Genomic DNA, 23,349 nt, shown 5'->3' on the forward strand with positions numbered 1-23,349 from the left:
AAATGCGGCTGTGGGCTTGGGGATCAGAGTGGGCGGTTTTCGTCGGGTTCGGGCGTGCGGCGCTGGGGGGCCAGCAGCAACGCCGTGGCCAGTGGCCACAGCGCGGCCTCGATGGCCGGCGAGATCAGCACCGTCCAGCCCGGGAACACGCCGCCGCCGATCATCCGCGTGATGACTTCGATCAGCTGCGACAGTGCGAACAGCGGCAGCACCTGCAGCGCCTGCGACAACACCGGGTACCACAGCAGGCGCCGGTGGATCATGATCGCGAAGAAGCCCAGCGTGGTGTAGGACAGCGCATGCTGGCCCAGCATCGACGACTGGTGCACGTCCATGCACAGGCCGAACACGAAGGCCGCGCCAATGCCCACGCGCGCGGGCTGGTGCACGCCCCAGAACACGATCACCAGCGCCAGCAGGTCGGGCATCCAGACGGCACGGCCAATGGGCACCATGTTGACCAGCAGCGCCGCAATGAGGCTGGTCCACATGAAGAGCGGGCTGACGGGCAGCAACAGCTGCTGTTGGCCGGGTCGCTTGATCATCGGCGTTCTCCCGGCTTCTTTTCGTTCTTGCCGGCACCGGGCTTGCCGTCGGGCCGCTTGCGCTGGGTGGTCGTGGGTGCGGCGGGCGGCGGAGCCGTCGGCGCGCCGGTGGGCTCCAGCACGAGCACGTAGCGGGCCGCCGTCACGTGAGCCAGCGGCACGCAGTAGATGCGGGCGAAGGCCGAGTCGGCGCGGCGCTCGATGCGTTCGATCTTCGCGACCGGCAGGCCGGCCGGGTAGATGCCATCGACGCCGCTGGTGGACAGCAGGTCGCCTTCCTGCAGGTCGGCATTGGCAGCCATGAAACGCAGTTCCAGGCCACCACCGTGCGCCGAGGCATCGCCGAAGGCCACGCTGCGCACGCCGGTGCGGGTGTTCTGCACGGGAATGGCCAGGTCGCGGTCGATGACCAGCGTGACCTCGCTCGTGAAGGGCAGCACCTGCGTGACCTGGCCCAGCACGCCGCGCGCGTCGATCACCGGCGAGCCGGCCGCCACGCCCTGCGTGAGGCCCTGGTCGATCACGATCTTGCGGGTGTAGGGGTCGGCCGCGTCATACAGCACCTCGGCCGCGCGGCCGGGCGTCTGCGTGGTCTGGCGCAGTTCGAGCAGTTCGCGCAGGCGGGCGTTGTCTTGCGCCAGCGTGTCGGCCTGGCTGGCGCGCTCGGCCTGCATCATCAGCGCCTTGCGGGCATCGGCCTCGTTGCGCTGCGCGGTCTGCAGGTCTTCGAGGTAGCGTCCGCCGCCCATCACGGCCTGCACCGGCTTCAGCGCCACCCATTGCACCGGGTACAGCACCGCGCCCAGGGCAGCGCGAATGGGCTGCACGATATGAAAGCGTGCATCGGCCACCATGAGGAAGAGCGACAGCGCGCCGAAGAAAATCAGCTTGCTGAGTGCCGACTGCCCCTGGTTGAACAGGGGTGGCGCTGTGCGATCGAGCGTGCCCAGAGGCATGAATTCAGACCCGGCGGTGGTGCGGAATCAAATAACAAAAAGCCGGCCCGCGCAAGCAGAGGCCGGCCGATGATGGCTTGCGCCTTTTACTCGCTCGTGAAAATGCTGCCCAGGCGGTCCATGCGCTCCAGGGCGATGCCGCAGCCGCGGACCACGCAGGTCAGCGGGTCTTCGGCCACCAGCACCGGCAGGCCGGTTTCCTCGGCCAGCAGGCGGTCGAGGTCGCGCAGCAGGGCGCCGCCGCCGGTCAGCATCATGCCGCGGTCGGCAATGTCGGCGCCGAGTTCGGGCGGCGTCTGCTCCAGCGCGTTCTTCACGGCCGAGACAATGTTGTTGAGCGGATCGGTCAGGGCTTCCAGCACTTCGTTGCTGCTGATGGTGAAGCTGCGCGGCACGCCTTCGGACAGGTTGCGGCCCTTGACTTCCATCTCCTTGACCTCGGAGCCCGGGAAGGCCGAGCCGATGGTCTTCTTGATGACTTCGGCCGTCGGCTCGCCGATCAGCATGCCGTAGTTGCGGCGGATGTAGTTGATGATGGCTTCGTCGAAACGGTCGCCGCCGACGCGCACGGAGCCCTTGTAGACCATGCCGCCCAGCGAGATCACGCCCACTTCGGTGGTGCCGCCGCCGATGTCGACCACCATCGAGCCCGAGGCTTCGCTGACGGGAAGGCCTGCGCCGATGGCCGCGGCCATGGGTTCTTCGATGAGGTAGACGGAGGTGGCGCCTGCCGCCTCGGCCGCGTCCTTGATGGCGCGGCGCTCGACCTGGGTCGAGCCGCAGGGCACGCAGATGATGATGCGCGGACTCGGCGTGAGCAGCGTGCGCGGATGCACCATCTTGATGAACTGCTTGATCATCTGCTCGGTGATCACGAAGTCGGCAATGACGCCGTCCTTCATCGGGCGGATGGCCTCGATGTTGCCGGGCACCTTGCCCAGCATGGCCTTGGCCTCGCGGCCGACGGCCTGGATCACCTTCTTGCCGTGGGGACCGCCTTCGTGGCGGATCGCGACGACGGAGGGCTCGTCCAGCACGATGCCCTTGTTGCGGGCAAATATCAGGGTGTTGGCGGTGCCGAGGTCGATCGCAAGGTCGGTGGAAAAGTACCGACGGAAAGCTCCAAACATGTGCGGAATCCTCTGAGCACGGCCTGCGCGTCGGCAGGTCGTCGCTCTATTTTTGGGTCGTTTGACGGGGTGAATTGATTGTTTTTGGCGCAAAAGCCGGCGCGTTCGCGGGGGTTGCGGCAAAGGCGGGATAATACCCGAATCCCCTCTGATTCCTGTATTAGCACCCTCTTCGGCGTGCGATTACCTCGGCTTTTTTCAGCCACCCGCCCTTATGTCACTGTCCAACTCCGATATTGCGCGCATTGCCTCGCTGGCGAGGCTGCAGCTTGCTCCCGACGAAAGCGAGCGCATGCTCAGCCAGATCAACGGCTTTTTCGATTTAGTCGAACGTATGCGTTCGGTGGACACCCACGGCGTCGAGCCGCTGGCGCACCCGGTGGCCGCGCTGGAAGACATCACCCTGCGCCTGCGCGACGACGTGGTGAGCGAACCCGACAACCGCGAAGCCAACCAGAAGAGCGCCCCGGCCGTCGAAGCCGGCCTGTTCCTCGTGCCCAAGGTGATCGAATGATGAGCAGCGGTGAATTGCATCAACTGAGCGTGGTCGAGCTGGCCAAGGCGCTGGCCGACCGCAAGGTTTCCGCCGTCGAGGCCTCGCAGGTTTTCCTGGGCCGCATGAAAGCCCACGAATCGCTCGGCACCTTCGTTGCCGTCGATGAAGAGGTCACGCTGGCCCAGGCCCGCGCCGCCGACGCCCTCATCGCCAAGGGCAACGCCCCGGCGCTGGCCGGCGTGCCGATCGCGCACAAGGACATCTTCGTCACCACCGATTTCGCCACCACCGCCGGCTCGAAGATGCTGGCGGGCTACCGCTCGCCGTTCGACGCGACCGTGGTGCGCCGCCTGGCCGAAGCCGGCGCGGTGACGCTCGGCAAGCTGAGCTGCGACGAATTCGCGATGGGCTCCGCCAACGAGAACGTCGCCGTGCCCGCCGTCGGCCACGACAAGGCAGTGCCGGTACAGAACCCCTGGAACCGCGCGCACATTCCGGGCGGCTCGTCCGGTGCCAGCGCGGCGGCCGTTGCCGCGCGCCTGGCACCCGCAGCCACCGGCACCGACACCGGCGGCTCGATCCGCCAGCCCGCCTCGTTCTGCGGCATCACCGGCATCAAGCCGACCTACGGCCGCGCCTCGCGCTACGGCATGGTGGCGTTCGCGTCGAGCCTCGACCAGGCCGGTCCGATGGCCCGCTCGGCCGAAGACTGCGCGCTGCTGCTGTCGGCCTTCTGCGGCCCCGACCTCGACCGCGATTCGACCTCCCTCGACAAGCCCGCCGAGAACTTCGGCCGCTCGCTGAACGACTCGCTCGAAGGCCTGCGCATCGGCGTGCCGAAGGAGTTCTTCGGCGAAGGCGTGGCGCCGGGCGTGCGTGCCGCAATTGATGCAGCACTGTTGCAGTATGAAAAACTCGGCGCCAAGCGTGTGGAAGTGACGCTGCCGCGCACCGAGCTGTCGATTCCCGTGTACTACATCCTGGCCGCGGCCGAAGCGTCGAGCAACCTGAGCCGCTTCGATGGCGTCAAGTTCGGCCACCGCGCCAAGCAGTACAAGGACCTGGCCGAGATGTACGAGCGCACGCGCGCCGAAGGCTTCGGCGACGAAGTGAAGCGCCGCATCATGATCGGCACCTACGTGCTCTCGCACGGTTACTACGACGCCTACTACCTGCAGGCGCAAAAAGTGCGCCGCATGATCGCCGACGACTTCCAGCAGGCGCTGAAGCAGTGCGACGTGATCGCCGGCCCCGCCGCGCCGACCACCGCATGGAAGCTCGGCGAGCACGGCGACGACCCCGTGGCCGACTACCTGGCCGACATCTTCACGCTGCCCGCATCGCTGGCCGGCCTGCCCGGCATGAGCGTGCCCGCGGGCTTCGACAGCGGCATGCCCGTGGGCCTGCAACTGATCGGCAACTACTTCGGCGAAGCGAAGCTGCTGAACGCAGCGCACCGCTTCCAACAGGCCACCGACTGGCACACGCGCACGCCGGAGGGCTTCTGAGATGAGCGAGACCGTGAACACATTCGAAGCACAACAACAGGGCCGCCCCACTGGCCCGCTGGTGCGCGGCTATGAAGTCATCATCGGCTTCGAGACGCACGCGCAACTCTCGACCGCCAGCAAGATCTTCAGCCGTGCCTCCACGGCTTTCGGTGCCGAGCCCAACACGCAGGCCTGCGCGGTCGACCTGGCACTGCCCGGCACGCTGCCCGTGATGAACAAGGGCGCGGTCGAACGCGCCATCAAGCTGGGCCTGGCGCTCGGCTCGCACATCGCGCCGCGCAGCGTGTTCGCGCGCAAGAACTACTTCTACCCCGACCTGCCCAAGGGCTACCAGATCAGCCAGTTCGAGATCCCCGTCGTGCAGGGCGGCTCGGTGTCGTTCTTCCTCGGCGAAGAAAAGAAGACCGTGCGCCTGGTGCGTGCCCACCTCGAGGAAGACGCGGGCAAGTCGCTGCACGAGAACTTCATCGGCCAGAGCGGCATCGACCTGAACCGCGCCGGCACGCCGCTGCTGGAGATCGTGACCGAGCCCGACATGCGCTCCACCGCCGAGGCCGTGGCCTACGCCAAGGAGCTGCACAAGATCGTCACGTGGATCGGCATCTGCGACGGCAACATGCAGGAAGGCAGCTTTCGCTGCGACGCCAACGTGTCGGTGCGCAAGCCCGGTGACAAACTCGGCACGCGCCGCGAGATCAAGAACCTGAACAGCTTCAAGCACATGCAGCAGGCGATCGATTTCGAGATCCGCTGGCAGATCGAAGAGATCGAAGACGGCCGCAAGATCGAGCAGGCCACCGTGCTGTTCAACGCCGACACTGGCGAGACGCGCGCCATGCGTGCCAAGGAAGACTCGGCCGACTACCGCTACTTTCCCGATCCGGACCTGCCGCCGCTGGTGATTGCCGCCGACTGGATCGAGCGCGTGAAGGCCACCATGCCCGAGCTGCCGCGCGCCATGGCCGAGCGCTACGTGCGCGACCACGGCCTGTCGGAATACGACGCGGCGCAGCTCACGCAGAGCACCGCGCTGGCACGCTACTTCGATGAAGCCGTGAGCGCGGGCGCCGCGCCCAAGCTCGCGAGCAACTGGATCACCGGCGAGATGGCTCGCCGCCTGAACGCCGCCGAAATCGGCATCGAGGCCGCGCCCGTCAAGGCGCAGCAACTCGGCCAACTGGTCAAGCGCATCGCCGACGGCACGCTGCCGAACAACGCGGCGCGCGTGGTGTTCGATGCGCTGTGGACCGGCGAAGGCAGCGATGTCGACGCGATCATCGAAGCCAAGGACCTGAAGCCGATGAGCGACACCGGCGCGCTCGACGCGATCCTCGACGAGGTCATCGCCAAGAACGCGAAGAACGTCGAGGAATACCGTGGCGGCAAGGAAAAGGCGCTCAACGGCCTCGTGGGCCAGGTCATGAAGGCCAGCGGCGGCAAGGCCAACCCGGCGCAAGTCACCGAGCTGCTGAAAGCCAAGCTGGGCTGATCGACAAAAGAAACCGGGGCCTTGCGCAAGGCCCCGGCGGGTTCAGCGTGGCGTGCCGCCGTTTTGAGGCGACCAGATGAGCTTCAAACGGCCGCGCTCTTCATCGAAGCGCGCATTCACGCGCTTCTTTTCTTCTTCCTGCTCCGCGATGAAGCGGTTCTGCACCGCCACGCTCTGCGTGTTGTCTTCGAGCTTGCGGCGCACCGCGCCGGGCGCCTTGCTCGTGTCCTGCTTGTAGAACTCGAGCTCCTCGTCGACCTTCTTGCGGTCTTCGCCCAGCTCGGCGATGCGCTTCTTCGCCGCCTGGATCACCGCGTCGATCTGCACCAGCGCCTCGGCGCGCTCGCGGTCGTGCGTGGCGGCATTCGGGTAGCGCACCAGCAGCGCGCGTTCGCGGCGGCGCTCGTCGGTCAGGCGTGCCGCCTGCACGGCGGCTTCGCGGGCGCGGTCTTCGCGCTCGGCCAGTTCGCGCGCCGTGTAGGTGGGCTCAACCTTGCGGCGGACCGATCCGCTGGGGTTCAGCTCGCGCTGTTCGCGGTCGACGCACTCGGCAATCGGCCGGTCGGCCGTCAGGGTGCGGCCGCGTGCGTCGGTGCAGGTGAAGATGCCGGGACCAGCGCCTTCCAGTTTCTGCGATTGCGCCTGCAACGCGCCGCAAAAGAAACCCGAAGCCACCACCAGGAACGATGCGACCGCCAGCAGGCGGGTCGGCTTGCCGTGATCGCGCGTGCGCATCGGTGCCTTGCCTCAGCTGGCGCCGTAGCGCGTGCGGTAGGCCAGCACGCGCTCGCGGTGCGCGCCCAGGTCGGCGGCGGCGCTGCCTGCCGACAGGTAGCTCAGCAGGTCGTCCAGCGTGGCGATGGCAATCACCGACAGGCCGAGCTGGTTGCGCACGTACTGCACGGCGCTGTGGTCCACATCGACACCGTTCTCGGTGGCTTTCTCTTGCCGGTCGAGCGCGATGGCCACGGCGTGCGGCGTGGCGCCGGCCGCCTGGATCGCGGCGATCGACTCGCGCACCGCGGTGCCGGCCGACATCACGTCGTCGACGATCAGCACGCGGCCCTTGAGCGGCGCGCCGACCAGGTTGCCGCCTTCGCCGTGCGCCTTGGCTTCCTTGCGGTTGTAGGCAAAGGGGTAGTTGCGGCCCCGGCGGGCCAGCTCGGCGGCCACCGTGGCGCCCAGTGGAATGCCCTTGTAGGCGGGGCCGAAGATCATGTCGAATTCGAGCCCGCTCTCGATCAGCCGGTCTGCATAGAATCCGGCGAGACGCGCGATCTTGCCGCCGTCGTCGAAGAGCCCTGAATTGAAGAAATAAGGACTCATCCGACCGGCTTTTGTCTTGAATTCGCCGAAGCGAAGTACGCCGGCATCCAACGCAAACTGGACGAAGTCCTGTGCGACCGCGCTGCTTTTCTCACTATCTACAGCCATCGGGAATTTCCTTGTGTTCAAACTGACCAGTCTCAATCTCAATGGCCTGCGTTCGGCCGCTACCAAAGGCGTGGCCGACTGGGTGGCCGAACTTGCGCCGGATTGTATTTGCATGCAGGAGATCCGGGTCCAGGCCAGTGACGTCGAAGGCCGCTTCGAGGAAATGGCGGGCCTGAAGGGCCACTTTCATTTCGCCGAGAAGAAGGGCTACGCCGGCACCGCCATCTACACGAAGCATGCGCCCAGCAAGGTCGTGGTCGGCTGGGGCGACGCCGAATTCGACGCCGAGGGCCGCTACCTCGAACTGCGCTTCGACACGCCCAAGCGCAAGTTCTCGGTCATCAGCTGCTACTTTCCGAGCGGCAGCTCGGGCGAAGAGCGGCAGGCCGCCAAGTTCCGCTTTCTGAAGGGCTTCTTTCCGCACCTGCTGGCGCTGAAGAAAGAGCGCGAGTTCGTGCTGTGCGGCGACATCAACATCGCGCATCAGCAGATCGACCTGAAGAACTGGCGCGGCAACCAGAAGAACAGCGGCTTCCTGCCCGAGGAACGCGCCTGGATGACCCGGCTGCTGGACGCCGGCGCCGACGGCGCGGGCCTGGTGGACGTGTACCGCAAGCTCAAGCCCGACACCACCGACGAGGCCTACACCTGGTGGAGCAACCGCGGCCAGGCCTACGCCAACAACGTGGGATGGCGGCTCGACTACCACCTGGCCACGCCGGCCATGGGCGCGCTGGCGCGCACCGAGGCCATCTACAAGACCATCAAGTTCAGCGACCACGCACCGATCACGGTGGAGTACGACTTCACGCTGTAAGTCGTCCGCCCGCCCGTCGATGCCGATTCCGACTCCGCCTCCTTCCACGCATCCCTCCGCGCCGCCTGCCGCCACGGCAGCGGCGACGGCGGTGTACCTGCCGCGCGACGTGGTGAACGCGCCCGAGGTCAAGGCCGCCATTGCGCGCCGCAGCGCCGAGCGCGGCGACGACGCCGACATGGCGGCCTGGCTGCTGAACCATTTCTTCCGCTGGGCCATCGGCAGCTTCGACAACGTGCTGCCGGTGCAGTCACCCGCCGACTACCTGGCCGCCGCCGGCCCCGACAAGCCGTTGCCCGAGTGGCTGGCAAAGCAGTTGCAGCCGCGCGCGCCCACCGCGGCGAACACAGCGAGCGCTGCGAGCGCGCAGGACAAGGACAGCAAGGACAAGTCCAAGGGCAGCAAGGCCGAATCGCAAGGCACCGAAGCCGCCCCGAAGACCTTCTACTACCTGGACCCCGAGCACCTGCTGCTGGTCGACCGCGAACGCATGCTGGTCGAGTTCCTGCGCTCGCGGCGCGGCACGCGGCTCGAACAGAAGCTGCAGCGCATCACCTGCTTCATGGCCATGGCCATGTGGGAGCAGGAGCACCAGCGCATGCAGGCCAAGCGCAACAAGGGCTGGGTGCCCAGCAGCGGCCTGGCACTGAAGGAGCTGCTGCGCACGCCCAACGGCGTGATCTTCGAGTTCATCGGCAGCCATGCGGCATTGCGCGAAGAAATGGCCTACGAGTCTTTCCACATGCAGCATTGCCTGGGCCAGTTCGCCAACATCAAGAAGCTCGCCGGTGGCTACGGCGAGCAGTACGCCAGCGCCGCGCAGAGCGGCCGGCTGCGCCTGTTCACGCTGCGCAGCGCGGGCAACCTGCCGCACGTGACCATCAGCCTCGAAGTGCATGCCGACGGGCTGCGGGTCGACCAGATCAAGGGCAAGCAGAACCGCCACCCGGTGCGCAAGTACGCCGACGACGTGCTGCAGTTCCTGCGCACGCTGCCGCCGCGCGGCGAGCGCCACAGCGACTGCGAAGGCATGGGCCTGGTGTTCGAGCCCGAGACGGCGGACGACGCCGGCACCGCCAAGGGGCAGTGGAAGTTCGTCACCGACGTGCAAAGCCCCGATTTCCTGCTCAGCGTGATGAGCGGCAACTTCCACCTGATCGAGCACTTCGAGCAACCGCCGCCGGCGCTGCAGTGGCTGCTGCTGCGCATTGCGCCGCACGAGCTGGCGCGGCTGCGGCAGATGGACGTGGCGGTGGCCGCCGCCGCCCGCCTGACGCTGCCCGCGAACCGGCTGCCGCCTTCATTGCAGGCGGCGCCGGCCGATGCGCCGGGTGAAACGCCGGCCCTCGCCGCGATGATGGAAATCGAAGGCATCTCGCTGAGCGCCGCCGTGTGCGCGCCGCCGCTGGGAGCCGCATTGCCATGATGCAGGCCATCGTCATCCTGCTGTTCCTGGGCCTGCTGTACCTCGGGCTGCGCGTCGCGTGGTTCATCGTGCGAACCGCGTTCCGCATCGCCATGCGCGGCTCCGGCAAGGTCATCGGCCACATGGAAAAGGCCAACGCCGACCTCTCGGTGCGCGCTGCGCAGGCCAGGGCCGAAGCCGGCAAGGTGGTGCCCAACCGCCGCCGCTGGGCGCTGGCGCTCGGCGACATCCTGCTGCTGCGCAACGGCCTGCGCTGCGACAGCGACGCGCTGGCGCTCGACCTGCCCGCCGAGCAACGCCAGCGCCTGGCAAAACAGGTGCTGCGCGAAATGAACATGGCCGCCGACCTGCCCGAGCGCGACATCGCCACGCAGATGCAGGCCGCGCTGGTCGGCTGGGTCGGCGGGCTCGGCCGCACCCACGCCAACTTCTACGAACAGCTCGCGGCCGAAGGCAAGGTGCGCGACGCGCTGGCCTTCGACTGCGCGCGCACCGCCTTCCTGGTGCGCTGCATCGCGCTGCTGGGCTGGGTGCCCGAATCGCAGGCCTGGCTGGTGCTGTTCCTCAACGCGCAGCGCGCGCAAGACAGCTTCGAGAGCTGGGAAGACTTCGGCCACGCCTATGCGCGGGCGCGGCTGCACTGGCTGCGCATCAGCAGCCAGGACGGCCCCGCCTCGTCGCGCGCCACGCTGGAAGTGCAGGAGCACCTGCAGAACACGCAAGGCAACTGGCTCACGCTGCCCTGGAAGCGCTACCGCATCTTCGATCCCCAACCCGCCACTCTCGCCCCTGCCGCGTCGGCCTGACGCGCGACCGCCGCCCATGACCACAAACACGCCCCCCGCCGCAGCGACCGTGATTCCCCCCGCGCCTGCCCGCTGGAAGCTCTGCGACATCGACACCATGCTGCGCGCCGGCGACTACGCCGCGCTCGACCAGCGGCTCGACGACGCGCTGGCCGCCAGCTTTCACGACCGCGACGACGAAGAGCGCTACTACGGCGCATTGCCCGACGACCTGGCCGGCTGCACCGCCGCCGGTGCCGAAGGGCTGGCCCGCCTGGCCGCATGGCAGGCCGCCAACCCGCAATCGGCCCACGCCTGGCTCTGCGAGGCGCACTACTGGTACCACTGGGCCTACCAATACCGTGGCTCGGGCTGGGCCAGCTCGGTCACCGCGCTCGGCTGGGAATGCGCCCATGCCTGCGCCACGCGCTGCGCCGTGGCCGCCCTGCGCGCACTGACGCTGGCGCCCACCATGTGGACCGCCTGCGCCTTGCTGCTGCAGAGCACCTCGGCCTTCAACGAACCCGACTGGCTGAGCGAACTGGTGCGCAGCGGCCGCTGGCCCGACAGCCCGCTGCAGCACGACTTTTCGCTGGACGACGATGCGGCCGCCCGCGAAGAACTGCTGGCGCAGCTCGCACGCTCCGGCCTGGCGCACGACGAGCGCATCGCCTGCCCGGAAGAAGTGCCCGCCGCCCTGCCTTCTCCCGTGCAGGGCAAGAAGGTGATCGGCGGCACGCCCTACTGGATCCACGCCACGCTGCACGTGCACCCGCGGCTGTTCTTCTTCATGCGCCAGTGCGTCTGGTTCCAGCAGCCGCGCTGGGGCGGCAGCCACGAGCGCGTGCGCGCCTTCATCGCCTCGCCCGCCTGCGCCCACCTGAACGACGTCGAGAAAGACCGGCTGCGCCACGAAATCTGGCGCGACGAGCACCAGGGCAACAGCGTCGACAAGGACGACGACCCGGCCGAAGCGCAGCAGCGCATGGCCGCCACGCGCCAGCGCGCCAACGAAGCCCTGTACCCCTACCACCGCTGGGAAACCCTGCGCTGGCTGGCCGTGAGCCACTACATGCTCGACCAGCACGCCGAGGCGCTGGCCTGCCTGCGCGAAGCCGAGAGCCACCACCCCATCGACGACGAATACGCGATGAACATGGCGGTGCACATTGCGCTGGAGCAGGAGCCTGACGGCCACTGGCTGGGCCAGGCCATCTGCAACAGCGCCAACGCCTACGAATGCAACACCGCGCTGATCCTGCACGGCTACTGCAGCCTGAAGGGCGCCTTCGGCTTCGTGCCCAACGAGGCGACCGGCAACGCCTGGCTGGCCGCGGCCCGCGAACGCAACGCCGGCACCGAGAACTGGGACGACCTGGCCCGCGCGCTCTGGCGCGTGCCGCGCAACAAGGAAGCCTTCGAGATCCTGGAGATGGGGCTGGCCGCCGGCGACACCTCGTGCCTGCTCACGCTCGGCATCTTCCATGCCGGCGGCGTGCACGGCCCCAAGGACCGGCAACAGGCGATGCGCTGCTACGGCCAGGCGGCGGAGGCCGGCAACAGCGTCGCGGCCTACAAGCTCGGCTACCTCTGCCACGACATGGCGTGGGAAGACGCCACGCCCGCGGCGCAACGCCCCGCGCTGCAGGCGCAGGCGGTCGAGGCCATGCTGAAGGCCCGCGAGCTGGGCCACGACGACGCCACCGAGGGCGCGCTGATGTTCATCAGCGACCTGTCCGACCTCGGCATGCGCCACCGCCACCTGGACTTCGTGCGCGAGCACGCCACCAACGGCGACGCCATCGCCATGGCCGCGCTGTCGACCCTGCTGGCCGACGCCAACGACAAGGTGCTCTACAACTACCGCGAGAGCGTGCGCTGGATCATGGGCGCGCAGGCCGTGGCGCCCGAAGACGAGTTCGTGGTGAACGTGACCAAGAACACCCACCAGGACGGCTTCCTGTCCTCCACGCTCTACAAGCTCACGCGCCGGCAGATCAAGGCACACGAGATTCCGGGCGGCGACAACGCGATGGTCTGAGTGGCCGCAGCGGGTCTGAGCCGCGGCGAGGCCCTGGCTCCCGCTATCGCTACCGCGAAAGCGCGGGCAGCGCCTTCGCCAGCGTGGCGACGAAGGCCTGCATGGCTTGCGTTTCCTGCGCGCCGCGCTTGGTGATGCGGTAGAAGTCGAGCCCCACCTTTGGCGCGGTCAGCACGTCGGTGCGCACCCGATGGCGGCGGCAGGCGGCCATTGCAAAGGTCGGCATCACGGCCGTGCCGAAGCCGGCCTCCACCATCGAGATGAGCGTACCGAAGAAGTTGAACGCGGGCCGCTGCGCATCGGCCATGCCGATGGGCGCCAGCTGCTGGTCGATCACCTTCTGGATCGGGTTGCCCGGCGGCAGGCCGATGAGTTCGCTACCGCGCAGCGCCGACCACGGCGCACTGCCCACGGTAGCCGGCCCGCTGGCGCGCGGGTCCGCCGAGGGCGCCACGCGCATCAGGTGAAAGCGGCCGACCGGCGTGCGGTCGAGCCCCGCCGCGGCCTTGAAGAAAAACCCGAGGCCCACGTCGGCATCGCCGGCCGTCACCAGTGCCTCGACGTCGCGCAGGTCGGCATCGAACAGGCGCAGGCTCACCTGCGGATGGGCCTGCCGGAAAGTGGTGAACACCTGCGGCAGCAGGTGCGACGACACCAGCGGCGTGGCCGCGATGCGCAGGGTCTGGCGTGCCTCGTCGCCTTCGGCACCGAGCTGCGCGGCCACGTCGTCCAGGTCAGTGATGAGCCGTTCGACCACCGGCAGCAGCCGACGCCCGGCCGGCGTGAGGCTCACCACGCGCGTGGTGCGGTCGAACAGCCGGCAGCCCAGCTGCTTTTCCATCTCGCGGATCAGGATGCTCAGCCCCGCCTGCGTGATGTGGGCCTGCTCGGCCGCACGCGTGAAGTTGCCGATGCGCGCCACCTGCAGGAAGGCACGCATCTGGCGGGTCGAGAGATTCATAAGGATTCATGATAAATCCATATCACATCTAAATTTCACAAATGGCTTGCCTGCGTTCCTAATGCGGCCCGGGACACCACGCAACCGCACTACGAACGACCATGAACGAAGTCATCATCCTGGGCGCCGGCATCGGCGGCCTGACCCTGGCACTGAGCCTGCACCAGGCCGGCATTCCCTGCCGGGTGTACGAGGCCGTGCCCGAACTGAAGCCGCTGGGCGTGGGCGTGAACCTGCTGCCGCACGCGGTGCGCGAGCTGACCGAGCTGGGCCTGCTGCCGCAGCTCGACGCCGTGGGCGTGCGCACGAAGGAGTCGATCTTCTTCACCGAGCACGGGCAACTGATCTTTCGCGAAGCCGCGGGCGAGCACGCGGGCTACGACTGGCCCCAGTTCTCGATCCATCGCGGCGACCTGCAGACCGTGCTGTACGAAGAGACGCTCAGGCGCCTGGGGCCCGACAGCGTGGTCTGCGGCCACCGCTGCACCGGCGTGACGCAGGACGCCGAAGGCGTGACCGTGCACTTTGCCGAGGCGCCCGCGGTGCGCGGCGCCATCGCGGTCGGCTGCGACGGCATTCACTCGGCGCTGCGCAAGCAGCTGTATCCGAACGAGGGCGCGCCGCGCTATTCGGGCGTGAACATGTGGCGCGGCACCGCGCGCTGGAAGCCGTTCCTGTCCGGCGCGAGCATGGTGCGCGCGGGCTGGCTGTCGGTCGGCAAGATGGTGATCTACCCGATCCGCAACGACATCGACGCCGAGGGCCACCAGCTGGTGAACTGGGTGGCCGAGATCCACGCACCGCAGCCCGCGATGCGCGACTGGAGCCGCGCCGGCCGCCTCGAAGACTTCCTGCCCGCCTTCGCCGACTGGCATTTCGACTGGCTCGACGTGCCGGCGCTGATCCTCGCGTCGGACACCATCCTGGAGTACCCGATGGTCGACCAGGACCCGCTGCCGCGCTGGACGCACGGGCGCCTCACGCTGCTGGGCGACGCCGCGCATCCGATGGTGCCGCGCGGCTCCAACGGCGCGGGCCAGGCCATCATCGACGCGCGCTTCCTTGCGGGCGCACTGAAAGACCTGGGCGTGGGCACCGCCGCGCTCGAAGACTACGACCGCGTGCGCGTGAAGACCACCACCGACGTGGTGCTGACCAACCGCAGCAACCCGCCCGACGCGATCCTGCGCGAAGTGTTCGAGCGCTCGGGCGGCCAGCGCTTCGGGCAGATCGAGGACATCGTGTCCACGGCCGAGCTGCAGGCCATCTCGGACAACTACAAGCGCGTGGCCGGCTACGACCCGGTCGCGCTGAAGGCGCGGGCCTCGTACCTCTGAGGCCCGTTCAGCCGCGCAACCGATTCATCGCCTACCCAAAAGAAAACGGAGACCTCCCGTGCGACTGTTCACCCAGACCCTCGCCGCCCTGCTCGTCTCGGCCACCGCCATGGCCGCCCATGCCTGGCCCGACCAGCCGATCACGCTGGTGGTGCCCTACACGCCCGGCACCGGCATCGACCTCGTCGCACGCCAGCTGTCGGCACGCTTGCCGGCCCTGCTGGGCCAGCCGGTGATCGTGGACAACGTGGCCGGCGCCAGCGGCAACATCGGCAGCGAGAAAGTGGCGCGCGCCAAGCCCGACGGCTACACGCTGATGGTGCAGGTCAACACGCTGGTCATGAACCGCAGCCTCTACAAGTCGCTGAGCTACGACCCCGTGGCGGACTTCGCGCCGGTGTCGCTCACATCGTGGGGTTCGCTGCTGCTGGTGACCAACCCGAACGTGCAGAAGGCAAGCACGGTGGCGCAGATGGTGAGCGCGGCCAAGGCCAACCCCGGCAAGCTGACCTACGCCACGCCGGGCGTCGGCACGCCGCACCACCTGTCGATGGCGCTCTTCATGCAGGGCACCGGCACCGAGATGCTGCACGTGCCGTACAAGGGCACCGCCGGCGCGGTGACCGACCTGCTGGGCGGCCGCATCGACTACATGTTCCTGCCGGTTCACGTGGCGCTGCAGCACATCCAGGTCGGCAAGCTCCAGGCCATTGCCACCGGCAGCAGCAAGCGGCTGCCCCAACTGCCCGAGGTGCCGACCCTGGCCGAAGCCGGTGCGACCACCGACAACGTCGACATGTGGTACGGCGTGCTGGCGCCCAAGGGCACGCCGCCCGACGTGGTGGCGCGGCTCAACAAGGAGATCGCGGCGGTGCTGAAGCAGCCCGAGGTGGCGAAGTCGTTCGAGTCGCAGGGCATGGTGCCGGCGAGTTCGACACCTGCGGAGTTCGGTGCGCTCGTGAAGAAAGATGCGGACCGCTGGGCCGCGGTGGTGAAGCGCGGGAACATCACCGCGGACTGAGTTCCTGCCTGGGTCTTTCTCCCTCCCCTTCCGGGGGAGGGTCGGGGTGGGGGCATGCGGCCTTTGCGGAGGCTGCGCTGTGGTGAAGGCCGAGAGCCCCCATCCCAGCCTTCCCCCGAAGGGGAAGGAGAAACTCCACGGCTCAGCGCGGGCCTTGGGCCTTGCCCGCGTGCCGTGCCAAATGCACCTGGTGCAGCGTGATCTTGCGCACCTCCGCCTGGCTGGTCTCGATGTGCGCGCGCAGCAGCATCGCGGCCTGGTCGCCGCGGTTCGCGCGCACGGCCTTCAGGATTTTTCCGTGCTCTTCGTAGGTCGCGTCGATGCGCGGCTGCTTGGTGAAGTCGAGCCGGCGAATGATGCGGATGCGGTCGGTCACGTCGGCATGCACGCGCGCCATCTCGGCGTTGCCGGCCGCTGCCACGAGCGTGCAATGAAAGGCCTCGTCCCACTGGGCGACCTGCGCGGTGTCGGCGCTGCGCTGCGCCGCCGGCACGAGCCAGATGTCGGCCAGCGCTTCGATCAGGCTGCGGTCGATGCGCCGATCGGTTTCGCACAGCCGGTGCACGGCGGTCGTCTCCAGCACCATGCGCAGGTCGTAGAACTGCTCGAACTGGTCGAAATCGAACGGCAGCACGCGCCAGCCGCTGCGAAACAGCACTTCGACAAAACCTTCCTGCTGCAGCCGGAACAACGCCTGACGCACCGGCGTGCGCGACACGCCCAGCCGCTCGCTGATTTCGTTCTCGGTGAAACGGTCGCCCGGCACGAGGATGAAGTCGGCCACGTCGCGCTTGAGCTGCGCATAGACCTCGTCGGCCCGCGTGCGAAAAACGGCGGCGTCGGCAGCAACAACAGCAACGGCAGCAGCGGGAGCGACAGGTGAAGCGGGGCGGGGTCGAGCGGTAGACACGTGGGGAATGGTAGTCGCTGGCGCCCGCTTCATGCGGTGCTGTCCAGGGCCGCGAGCAGCGCCGTGCTCGTCGCGGTCCAGCCCACGATCCCGCCCTGGGCGCGCACCATCTCCAGCGTGGCCGCCTTGAAGGCCGGAAAGTAGCTCTCGGTGCAGTCTTCGAGCAGCAGGCTGTCGTAGCCGCGGTCGTTGGCTTCGCGCATGCTGGTCTGCACACAGACCTCGGTGGTGACCCCGCCGAACAGCAGGTGGGTGATGCCGCGTCGTTGCAGCAGTTCGTGCAGGCCGGTGGCGTAGAAGGCGCCCTTGCCCGGCTTGTCGATGACGATCTCTCCCGCCACCGGCGCCAGCGCCTCGATGATCTGGTTCCCTGGCTCACCCGCCACGAGGATGCGCCCCATCGGCCCGACATCGCCGATGCGCAGCGCCGGGTTGCCCCGGTTGCGCTTGGCGGCCGGGCAGTCCGACAGATCAGCGGCGTGCGCCTCCCTCGTATGAACCACGAGCCCTCCGGCTCGTCGCCATGCCAGCAAGGCCTTGCGTGTAGCAGGCACGATGGCCTGCAGCAGCGAAACATCGTTGCCCAGGGTTTCACCAAAGCCACCGGCCTCCATGAAATCGCGCTGCATATCGATAAGAACCAGCGCCGAATGCTTCAACGCAAAGTCATAAGAGAAAGGAATGGCATCTATCCGCATGGCTGTTCTCGCTCACATTCAAGGCAGGAAAAAGCACGCCACCCCGGAGCCCGGTGTGCGGCGCGGTGTGGTCGCCCCCTCTGGGCCGCCGAGGAGCGCAGCGTTTCGCGGACAGGGCTCGCAGTTGTTTGAGCGCAGCGAGTTCTGCGAGACCCCGCGAAACGCGAGCACCGCAGGGCAGCCCGAAGGGCCGGCACAGCGGGGGCGACCGCACCGCGCCGCATACCGGGCGGCCTTCCAACGGAAGCGAACAAAGCGCTCATGCAACAGCCGGCTCAGCATGCCCACCACCCCCCATATGCGCCCCGATCACATGCCTCTCAGCCCCCGCAGCAGAAGTCTCGAACACCACGCGCCCCTCACTCATCACGACGATGCGGTCCGCCAGCTCCAGCAACTCGTCGAGGTCTTCGCTGACCAGCAGCACCGCCCCGCCCTTCTCTCGCACCTGCACGATCCGTGAATGAATCTCCGCCACCGCCGCAAAGTCGAGGCCGAACACCGGGTTCGCCGCAATCAGCACGTTGATCTCACCCGCCAGCTCGCGCGCCAACACCGCGCGCTGCACATTGCCACCCGACAGGCTGCGAATCGGCGTCCCCTCGCCCTGCGTCTTGACCCCGTACTCCGCAATCCACTCGCGCGCACGGCGGCGCCAGAAAGGAAAGTCGAGCACCCCGCCCCGCGACAACGGCGGCCTGTCGAAGTCTCGCAGCGCCATGTTCTCCGACACGCTCAGGTCGCCCACGCATGCGTTGCGCAAGGGTTCTTCGGGCAGGCTGCGGACCTTCAGGCGGTGGTTCTCCGCGCGCCGCGCGTCGTAGGGCTGGCCCATCACCGTCACGCTGCCAGCGAGCCGCGGCCGCTGCCCGACCAGCGCTTCCACCAGCTCGCGCTGCCCGTTGCCCGACACCCCCGCCACCCCCAATATTTCGCCCGCGCGCACCGACAGGCTCAGCCCGTGCAATGCCAGCGTGCCGCGATCGCCCTGCGCCTTCAGCCCTTGCACCTTCAATGCGACGGGCGCGTCTTGCGCGACCGGCTTTCTTGCCGAAGGCGAAGAAGCCGGCGCCGCAGCCACCGCGCCCTCGCCTCCCATCATGGCCTGCGCCAGCTGCGCCGGGCTGGTGCCCACCACGCGGCAGTGGTGCACCGCCTTGCCGCGACGCAGCACCGTCACGCTGTCGGCATACGCCATCACTTCGCGAAACTTGTGCGTGATGATCAGCACCGTGCACAGGCCGCTGCGCGCGAACTCCCGCACGTGGCCCAGCACCTCGTCGGCCTCCTGCGGCGTCAGCACCGAGGTCGGCTCGTCGAGAATCAGCAACCGAGGCTTCAGGTACAGCTGCTTGAGAAGTTCGAGCTTCTGCTTCTCGCCCGCCGCCAGCTCCGACGGCCGCACGTCCAGGTCGAGGCTGAAGGGCGTGGTCGCAAGAAAGGCTTCCAGCTCGGCGCGCTTTTTCTTCCAGTCGATCAGCGCGGGCGTCTTGCCGCCGGCCAGCAACAGGTTCTCGGCCACCGTCATGCCCGGCGCCAGCGTGAAGTGCTGGTACACCATGCCGATGCCCAGCGCGCGCGCCACGATCGGATTGGCGATGTCCTGCTCCCGGCCGTCGATCAGGATGCTGCCTTCTTCCGCGCGCTGGAAGCCAGCCACGCACTTCACCAGCGTGCTCTTGCCCGCGCCGTTTTCGCCGAGCAGTGCGTGCACCGTGCCGGGCTCGACGCGCATCGTCACGCGGTCCATCGCGGTGAAGCCGCCGAAGCGCTTCGTCAGCTCGTAGGTGTCGAGCGCGAGCGCACCGGTGCCGGCGGGCAGGCCGCCGATGGGTTGCGCGGAAAGAGCGGCGGCCATGTGGTACTTCAGGCTGTCGCCGCTTCGGGCGCGAGCGTGGCCAGCAGGGCCTGCGACGTGGCATGCGCACCGAATACGCCGCCTTGCATCGTGATCATCTTCAACGCCGCGAGATGGTTGCCGTGGTCGGTGGCGGCCGTGCAGTCGGACAGCAGCAGGCATTCGAAGCCGCGGTCGTTGGCATCGCGCATCGTGGTGTGCACGCACACGTCGGTCGTGATGCCGGCCAGGATGAGGTTTTCCACGCCGCGCGTGCGCAGGATCAGCTCGAGATCGGTGGCATAGAACGAGCCCTTGCCGGGCTTGTCGATCACCACTTCGCCGGGCAGTGGCGCGAGCTCGGGAATGAGGTTCCAGCCGGGCTCGCCGCGCACCAGGATGCGGCCGCAAGGCCCATCGTCGCCGATGCCCACGCCGTTCGCGCCGATCTGCCGCGAACGCCAGCGCTTGTTGGCCGGCAGGTCGGCCAGGTCGGGCCGGTGGCCTTCGCGCGTGTGGATGATGTGAAAGCCCAGCGGGCGCAGCGCCGCGAGCGTGCGCGCGATGGGCTGGATGGGCGCCTGCACCAGCGACAGGTCGTAGCCCATCACGTCGACATACCCGCCCTTGCCGCAGAAGTCGGTCTGCATGTCGATCACGATCAGCGCGGTGTTGTCGGGCCGCAGGGCGCCGTTGTAGGGCCAGGCATAGGGCTCGGCGGCGACGTGGCGTTCGGTGGTGTTGGCGATGGTGGTCATGGCTTTCGTTCGGCCTGCGCAGGCACTCAGTTCCTTGTCGATGAAAGTTCGCCGGGGCTGCCGATGGCGGCGCTGCCAGGCTTGCAGGTGAGCACCAGGATCACCAGCGTGAGCACATACGGCACGGTGTTGAACAGGTGGTAGCCCCAGCCGATGCCGATGGACTGCAGGGCCGGCCCGATGGCGCCCGCGCCGCCGAAGAGAAATGCCGCGCCCACGCAGCGCAGCGGGCTCCAGCGCGCGAAGATCACCAGCGCCACGGCAATCAGCCCCTGCCCGCTCGAAATGCCTTCGTTCCAGCTGCCCGGATAGAACAGCGTGAGCGACGCGCCGCCCAGCCCGGCGATGAAGCCGCCCGCGGTGGTGGCCGCGATGCGCAAGCCCGACACCGAATAGCCGAGCGCGCGCGTGGCCTGGGCCGAATCGCCCGCCATGCGCACCAGCAGGCCGGCGCGCGTGCGCGCAAAGCCCCACCACAGCAGCACCGCCAGCACCACGCCGATGGGCACCAGCGCGTTGAGTTGAAGGGCCGAGCGCACCACCGTGTTGTCGCTCCAGAAGCCCAGCGGAATGGCGGGGATCTGCGGCGCCTGCGGCTGGATCAGCGGCTTGCCGAGATAGAAGGCGAGCCCGGTGCCCAGCAGCATCAGCGCGATGCCGGTGGCCACGTCGTTGACGCGATCGAGCGAACACAGCAGCCCGTGCAGCAACGCCAGCGCGGCACCCGCCGTGGCACCGACCAGCACGCCGAGCCAGGCCGAGCCGGTGAGGTACGCGCCGCCGAAGGCCGCCATGGCCGACAGCACCAGCACGCCTTCGAGCCCCAGGTTGATGCGGCCCGACTTTTCGGTGAGGCATTCGCCCAGGCTCACGAACAGGAAAGGCGCGCCCACGCGCAAGGCACCGCCGACGATGCCGGCGACCAGCGCGATCCACTGGTCGGCCGTCATGTGTAGCTCCTGGGTTCGGGCAGCATGCGGTCGCCCACCTTCTTCCAGTTGACCGTGCGCAGCCCTTCGCTCGCGAGGATCAGCACGAAGGCGATGCCCTGCAGCACCAGCACCGACGCATCGGGCAAACCGAGTCGGCGCTGGAGCAGGCTGCCGGCCGCGCCGAAGCCGCCGAACAAAATGGCCACCGGCACGATGGCCACCGGGTTGTGCCGCGCGATGAACGACACGAGGATGCCCGCGTAGCCGTACCCGGCAATCAGCGAGGCGTTGGCGTTGGTGTGCACCGCCGCCACCTCGATCGCGCCCGCGAGCCCCGCGCACGCGCCGCCGAGCCCGCAGGCCGTGAGAATGAGCCGCGTGGCCGGCAGGCCCACGAGCTGGGCGGCGCGCAAATTGCCGCCGACCACGCGCACCGAAAAGCCCAAGGCCGTGGCGCGCAGCCACCCGCCGAGCGCCAGGCAGGCCACGACGCCGATCGCCAGCCCCCAGTGCACGTCGGAGCCACCGATGCCGCCGATCAGCAGCCCGCCGTTCAGCGCGTGGGTCGAAGGTTTGTTCAGGCTCGCCGGATCGCGCAGCGGCCCTTCGACCAGGTGCTTGAAGATGCCGATGGCGATGTAGGCCAGCAGCAGGCTGCTGATGGTTTCGTTGATGCCGCGGTACTGGCGCAACCAGCCCGCGAGCATGATCCACAGCGCGCCGGCCACCGCGCCCGCGATGCAGACCGCCACCGTGCCGATGGCGTTGCCGGGCAGCGGCACCGCATGGGCGAACGCCGCGCACGCCAGGCCGCCCAGCACCAGCGCGCCTTCGCCACCGATGACGATCAGTCCGGCCCGCGCGGGCAACGCCACGCACAGCGCCGTGAGCATCAGGGGCGCAGCGCGCTGCAGCGTGTTCTGCCACGAGAACCAGTCGCCGAACGCGCCCTTGAACAGCGTGGCCCAGACCTCCACCGGATCGACACCGGCAAAGGCCACGAGCAGGCCGAACAGCAGCAGCGCCGCCGCGATGGCGAACACCGGCAGGGCGAATTCCTTGAGCGCGTGGCGCATGGCGGCGACCTTGGTGTACCGGGATTCAGGCCGAGCCGAGCACGCCTTCGACCAGGTAGTTCATCTTCTCCAGCTCCAGGTCGGTCTGCTTGAGCACCTTGCCGGCCGGCACCACGACTGCGCCCTTGTTGTCCTTGATGCCGTCCTTGAAGATGTCGAAGGTGCCCGCGATCATCCGGGCCTTGATGTCGTCGGCCTGCTTTTTCGCGGCGTCCGGCACCATGACGCCGTAGGCCGACATCTTCACGTAGCCTTCCTTCAGGCCCCCGCGCAGGAAGTTGGGATGCGGCTTGCCGGACTGCGCCGCTTCGATGGCGGCCTTGTAGGCGGTGAGCCAGTTCCACTCCGCGCCGGTGAGGTAGGCGTTGGGGGCCAGCTTGGCCTGGCTCGCGTGGTAGCCGCAGACCATCTTGCCGCGCTTGGCGGCCGTCTCGACCACCACCTTGGGGCCGTCGACGTGCATGGTGAACACATCGCAGCCCTGGTCGGCCAGGCTGTTGGTGGCCTCGGCTTCCTTCACGGCCATCGACCAGTCGCCCGTGAAGATCACGCTGCAGGTGATGTTCGGCTTGACCGAACGCGCGCCGAGCGTGAAGGCGTTGATGTTGCGCAGCACCTGCGGAATGGGCTTGGCGGCGACGAAGGCGATCTTGTTGCTCTTCGTCATGTGCGCGGCAATCACGCCGTTCAGGTACTGGCACTCGTCGATGTAGCCGAAGAAGCTGCCGACATTCTTCGGGTGCTTGCCTTCGGCCCACAGGCCGCCGCAGTGCGAGAAGCGCACGTCGGGGTACTTGGGCGCCACCGCCAGGATGTGCGGATCGAAGTAGCCGAAGGATGTGGGGAACAGCAGCTTCGCGCCGTCCTGCGAGATCATGCCGGCCATGGTCTTCTGCACGGCGGCGGTCTCGGGCACGTTTTCTTCCTCGACCACCTTGATGCCCGGCAGCTTCTTGATTTCGGCCGCGGCCATGGCGTGCGCCTGGTTGTAGCCGTAGTCGTCGCGCGCGCCGACGTAGATCACGCCCACGGTCAGCGGCTTGCTGGCCTGCGCGCCGGCCAGCGCACTCCAGCCTCCGAGCGTGCCTGCGGCACCGAGCGCGGCCAGGGACTTGAGGGAATCGCGGCGATTGAATTGGCTTGTCATGGCGTTCTTTCGGGGAGTTGAGGGGAGGGCAAAAAAGGCGGG

Annotated in this window: 22 protein-coding genes; 9 read left to right on the forward strand and 13 right to left on the reverse strand. The window is 68.1% G+C overall.

The window, feature by feature from the left end; genetic code table 11:
• Nucleotides 1–23 precede the first annotated feature (23 nt).
• From mreD to DBV14_RS01765, 3 genes are all read right to left on the reverse strand, one after another.
• On the reverse strand, nt 24–545 hold the full coding sequence (gene mreD / locus DBV14_RS01755) for a rod shape-determining protein MreD (RefSeq protein ID WP_124457476.1): 522 nt from the start codon (nt 543–545) through the stop codon (nt 24–26).
• Nucleotides 542–1,501 (reverse strand): rod shape-determining protein MreC, encoded by a 960-nt coding sequence (gene mreC, locus DBV14_RS01760; protein ID WP_124457477.1) that lies wholly within the window; start codon nt 1,499–1,501, stop codon nt 542–544. Before mreC ends, mreD begins: the two co-directional genes overlap by 4 nt.
• An 86-nt stretch (nt 1,502–1,587) precedes the next feature.
• Entirely contained in the window at nt 1,588–2,631 is a 1,044-nt protein-coding gene (locus DBV14_RS01765) for a rod shape-determining protein (protein WP_013538761.1), read from the reverse strand.
• A gap of 214 nt (nt 2,632–2,845) precedes the next feature.
• On the opposite strand from DBV14_RS01765, the gene gatC reads away from it, so the two are divergent.
• Genes gatC through gatB form a run of 3 tightly spaced genes read left to right on the forward strand, consistent with a single transcriptional unit; the run spans nt 2,846 to nt 6,127 of the window.
• Complete coding sequence (gene gatC, locus DBV14_RS01770; RefSeq protein WP_124457478.1) at nt 2,846–3,145, forward strand: Asp-tRNA(Asn)/Glu-tRNA(Gln) amidotransferase subunit GatC; 300 nt, start codon at nt 2,846–2,848, stop codon at nt 3,143–3,145.
• Nucleotides 3,145–4,635 carry an Asp-tRNA(Asn)/Glu-tRNA(Gln) amidotransferase subunit GatA gene (gatA, locus tag DBV14_RS01775; RefSeq protein ID WP_124457479.1) on the forward strand — a complete coding sequence of 497 codons (1,491 nt, stop codon included), beginning with the start codon at nt 3,145–3,147 and terminating at the stop codon, nt 4,633–4,635. The genes gatC and gatA overlap by 1 nt, the downstream gene beginning before the upstream one ends.
• Nucleotide 4,636: 1 nt before the next feature.
• A complete protein-coding gene (gatB, locus tag DBV14_RS01780; protein ID WP_124457480.1) occupies nt 4,637–6,127 on the forward strand; it encodes an Asp-tRNA(Asn)/Glu-tRNA(Gln) amidotransferase subunit GatB in 1,491 nt (496 codons plus the stop codon).
• A gap of 42 nt (nt 6,128–6,169) precedes the next feature.
• On the opposite strand, the gene DBV14_RS01785 is transcribed toward gatB, so the two are convergent.
• Nucleotides 6,170–6,862, reverse strand: coding sequence for a DUF4124 domain-containing protein (locus DBV14_RS01785; protein WP_124457481.1), 693 nt, complete (start codon nt 6,860–6,862; stop codon nt 6,170–6,172).
• A gap of 12 nt (nt 6,863–6,874) precedes the next feature.
• On the reverse strand, nt 6,875–7,561 hold the full coding sequence (gene pyrE / locus DBV14_RS01790; protein ID WP_124457482.1) for an orotate phosphoribosyltransferase: 687 nt from the start codon (nt 7,559–7,561) through the stop codon (nt 6,875–6,877).
• Between the two features lie 13 nt (nt 7,562–7,574).
• Between pyrE and DBV14_RS01795 the strand changes: the two genes are divergently transcribed.
• The 4 genes from DBV14_RS01795 to DBV14_RS01810 are packed head-to-tail and all read left to right on the forward strand — an operon-like array spanning nt 7,575 to nt 12,630.
• On the forward strand, nt 7,575–8,378 hold the full coding sequence (locus tag DBV14_RS01795; protein ID WP_124457483.1) for an exodeoxyribonuclease III: 804 nt from the start codon (nt 7,575–7,577) through the stop codon (nt 8,376–8,378).
• A 19-nt stretch (nt 8,379–8,397) separates the two neighbouring features.
• Entirely contained in the window at nt 8,398–9,804 is a 1,407-nt protein-coding gene (locus tag DBV14_RS01800) for a PcfJ domain-containing protein (protein WP_124457484.1), read from the forward strand.
• Nucleotides 9,801–10,610, forward strand: a complete 810-nt coding sequence (locus DBV14_RS01805) for a DUF1266 domain-containing protein (protein ID WP_260396778.1) — start codon at nt 9,801–9,803, stop codon at nt 10,608–10,610. Before DBV14_RS01800 ends, DBV14_RS01805 begins: the two co-directional genes overlap by 4 nt.
• Nucleotides 10,611–10,626: 16 nt before the next feature.
• On the forward strand, nt 10,627–12,630 hold the full coding sequence (locus tag DBV14_RS01810; protein WP_124457485.1) for a DUF4034 domain-containing protein: 2,004 nt from the start codon (nt 10,627–10,629) through the stop codon (nt 12,628–12,630).
• Between the two features lie 49 nt (nt 12,631–12,679).
• On the opposite strand, the gene DBV14_RS01815 is transcribed toward DBV14_RS01810, so the two are convergent.
• Nucleotides 12,680–13,591, reverse strand: a complete 912-nt coding sequence (locus DBV14_RS01815) for a LysR family transcriptional regulator (RefSeq protein WP_124457486.1) — start codon at nt 13,589–13,591, stop codon at nt 12,680–12,682.
• 101 nt (nt 13,592–13,692) lie between these two features.
• On the opposite strand from DBV14_RS01815, the gene DBV14_RS01820 reads away from it, so the two are divergent.
• Both DBV14_RS01820 and DBV14_RS01825 read left to right on the forward strand, forming a co-directional pair.
• The gene (locus tag DBV14_RS01820) at nt 13,693–14,928 is read left to right on the forward strand and encodes a flavin-dependent oxidoreductase (RefSeq protein WP_124457487.1); all 1,236 of its coding nucleotides are present in this window, start codon (nt 13,693–13,695) and stop codon (nt 14,926–14,928) included.
• Nucleotides 14,929–14,986: 58 nt separating this feature from the next.
• Nucleotides 14,987–15,949 carry a tripartite tricarboxylate transporter substrate binding protein gene (locus DBV14_RS01825; RefSeq protein ID WP_124457488.1) on the forward strand — a complete coding sequence of 321 codons (963 nt, stop codon included), beginning with the start codon at nt 14,987–14,989 and terminating at the stop codon, nt 15,947–15,949.
• 142 nt (nt 15,950–16,091) lie between these two features.
• Here DBV14_RS01825 and DBV14_RS01830 read toward each other — a convergent pair whose 3' ends face one another.
• The 7 genes from DBV14_RS01830 to DBV14_RS01860 form a co-directional block, all read right to left on the reverse strand.
• Nucleotides 16,092–16,859, reverse strand: a complete 768-nt coding sequence (locus tag DBV14_RS01830; RefSeq protein WP_185545892.1) for a GntR family transcriptional regulator — start codon at nt 16,857–16,859, stop codon at nt 16,092–16,094.
• 29 nt (nt 16,860–16,888) lie between these two features.
• A complete protein-coding gene (locus tag DBV14_RS01835) occupies nt 16,889–17,557 on the reverse strand; it encodes a cysteine hydrolase family protein (RefSeq protein ID WP_124457490.1) in 669 nt (222 codons plus the stop codon).
• A 259-nt stretch (nt 17,558–17,816) separates the two neighbouring features.
• Nucleotides 17,817–19,415, reverse strand: a complete 1,599-nt coding sequence (locus tag DBV14_RS01840; protein ID WP_124457491.1) for an ABC transporter ATP-binding protein — start codon at nt 19,413–19,415, stop codon at nt 17,817–17,819.
• Between the two features lie 8 nt (nt 19,416–19,423).
• The gene (locus DBV14_RS01845; RefSeq protein ID WP_124457492.1) at nt 19,424–20,152 is read right to left on the reverse strand and encodes a cysteine hydrolase family protein; all 729 of its coding nucleotides are present in this window, start codon (nt 20,150–20,152) and stop codon (nt 19,424–19,426) included.
• A 26-nt stretch (nt 20,153–20,178) separates the two neighbouring features.
• Entirely contained in the window at nt 20,179–21,102 is a 924-nt protein-coding gene (locus tag DBV14_RS01850; protein WP_124457493.1) for an ABC transporter permease, read from the reverse strand.
• Nucleotides 21,099–22,160: an ABC transporter permease gene (locus DBV14_RS01855; protein WP_124457494.1), complete on the reverse strand. Its 1,062-nt coding sequence runs from the start codon at nt 22,158–22,160 to the stop codon at nt 21,099–21,101. Before DBV14_RS01855 ends, DBV14_RS01850 begins: the two co-directional genes overlap by 4 nt.
• A gap of 25 nt (nt 22,161–22,185) precedes the next feature.
• Nucleotides 22,186–23,307, reverse strand: a complete 1,122-nt coding sequence (locus DBV14_RS01860; protein ID WP_124457495.1) for a BMP family ABC transporter substrate-binding protein — start codon at nt 23,305–23,307, stop codon at nt 22,186–22,188.
• Between the last annotated feature and the right edge of the window lie 42 nt (nt 23,308–23,349).

Origin of the sequence: Variovorax sp. KBW07, from assembly GCF_003852515.1 — a bacterium.
In the GTDB taxonomy this organism is placed as follows: Bacteria; Pseudomonadota; Gammaproteobacteria; order Burkholderiales; family Burkholderiaceae_C; genus Variovorax.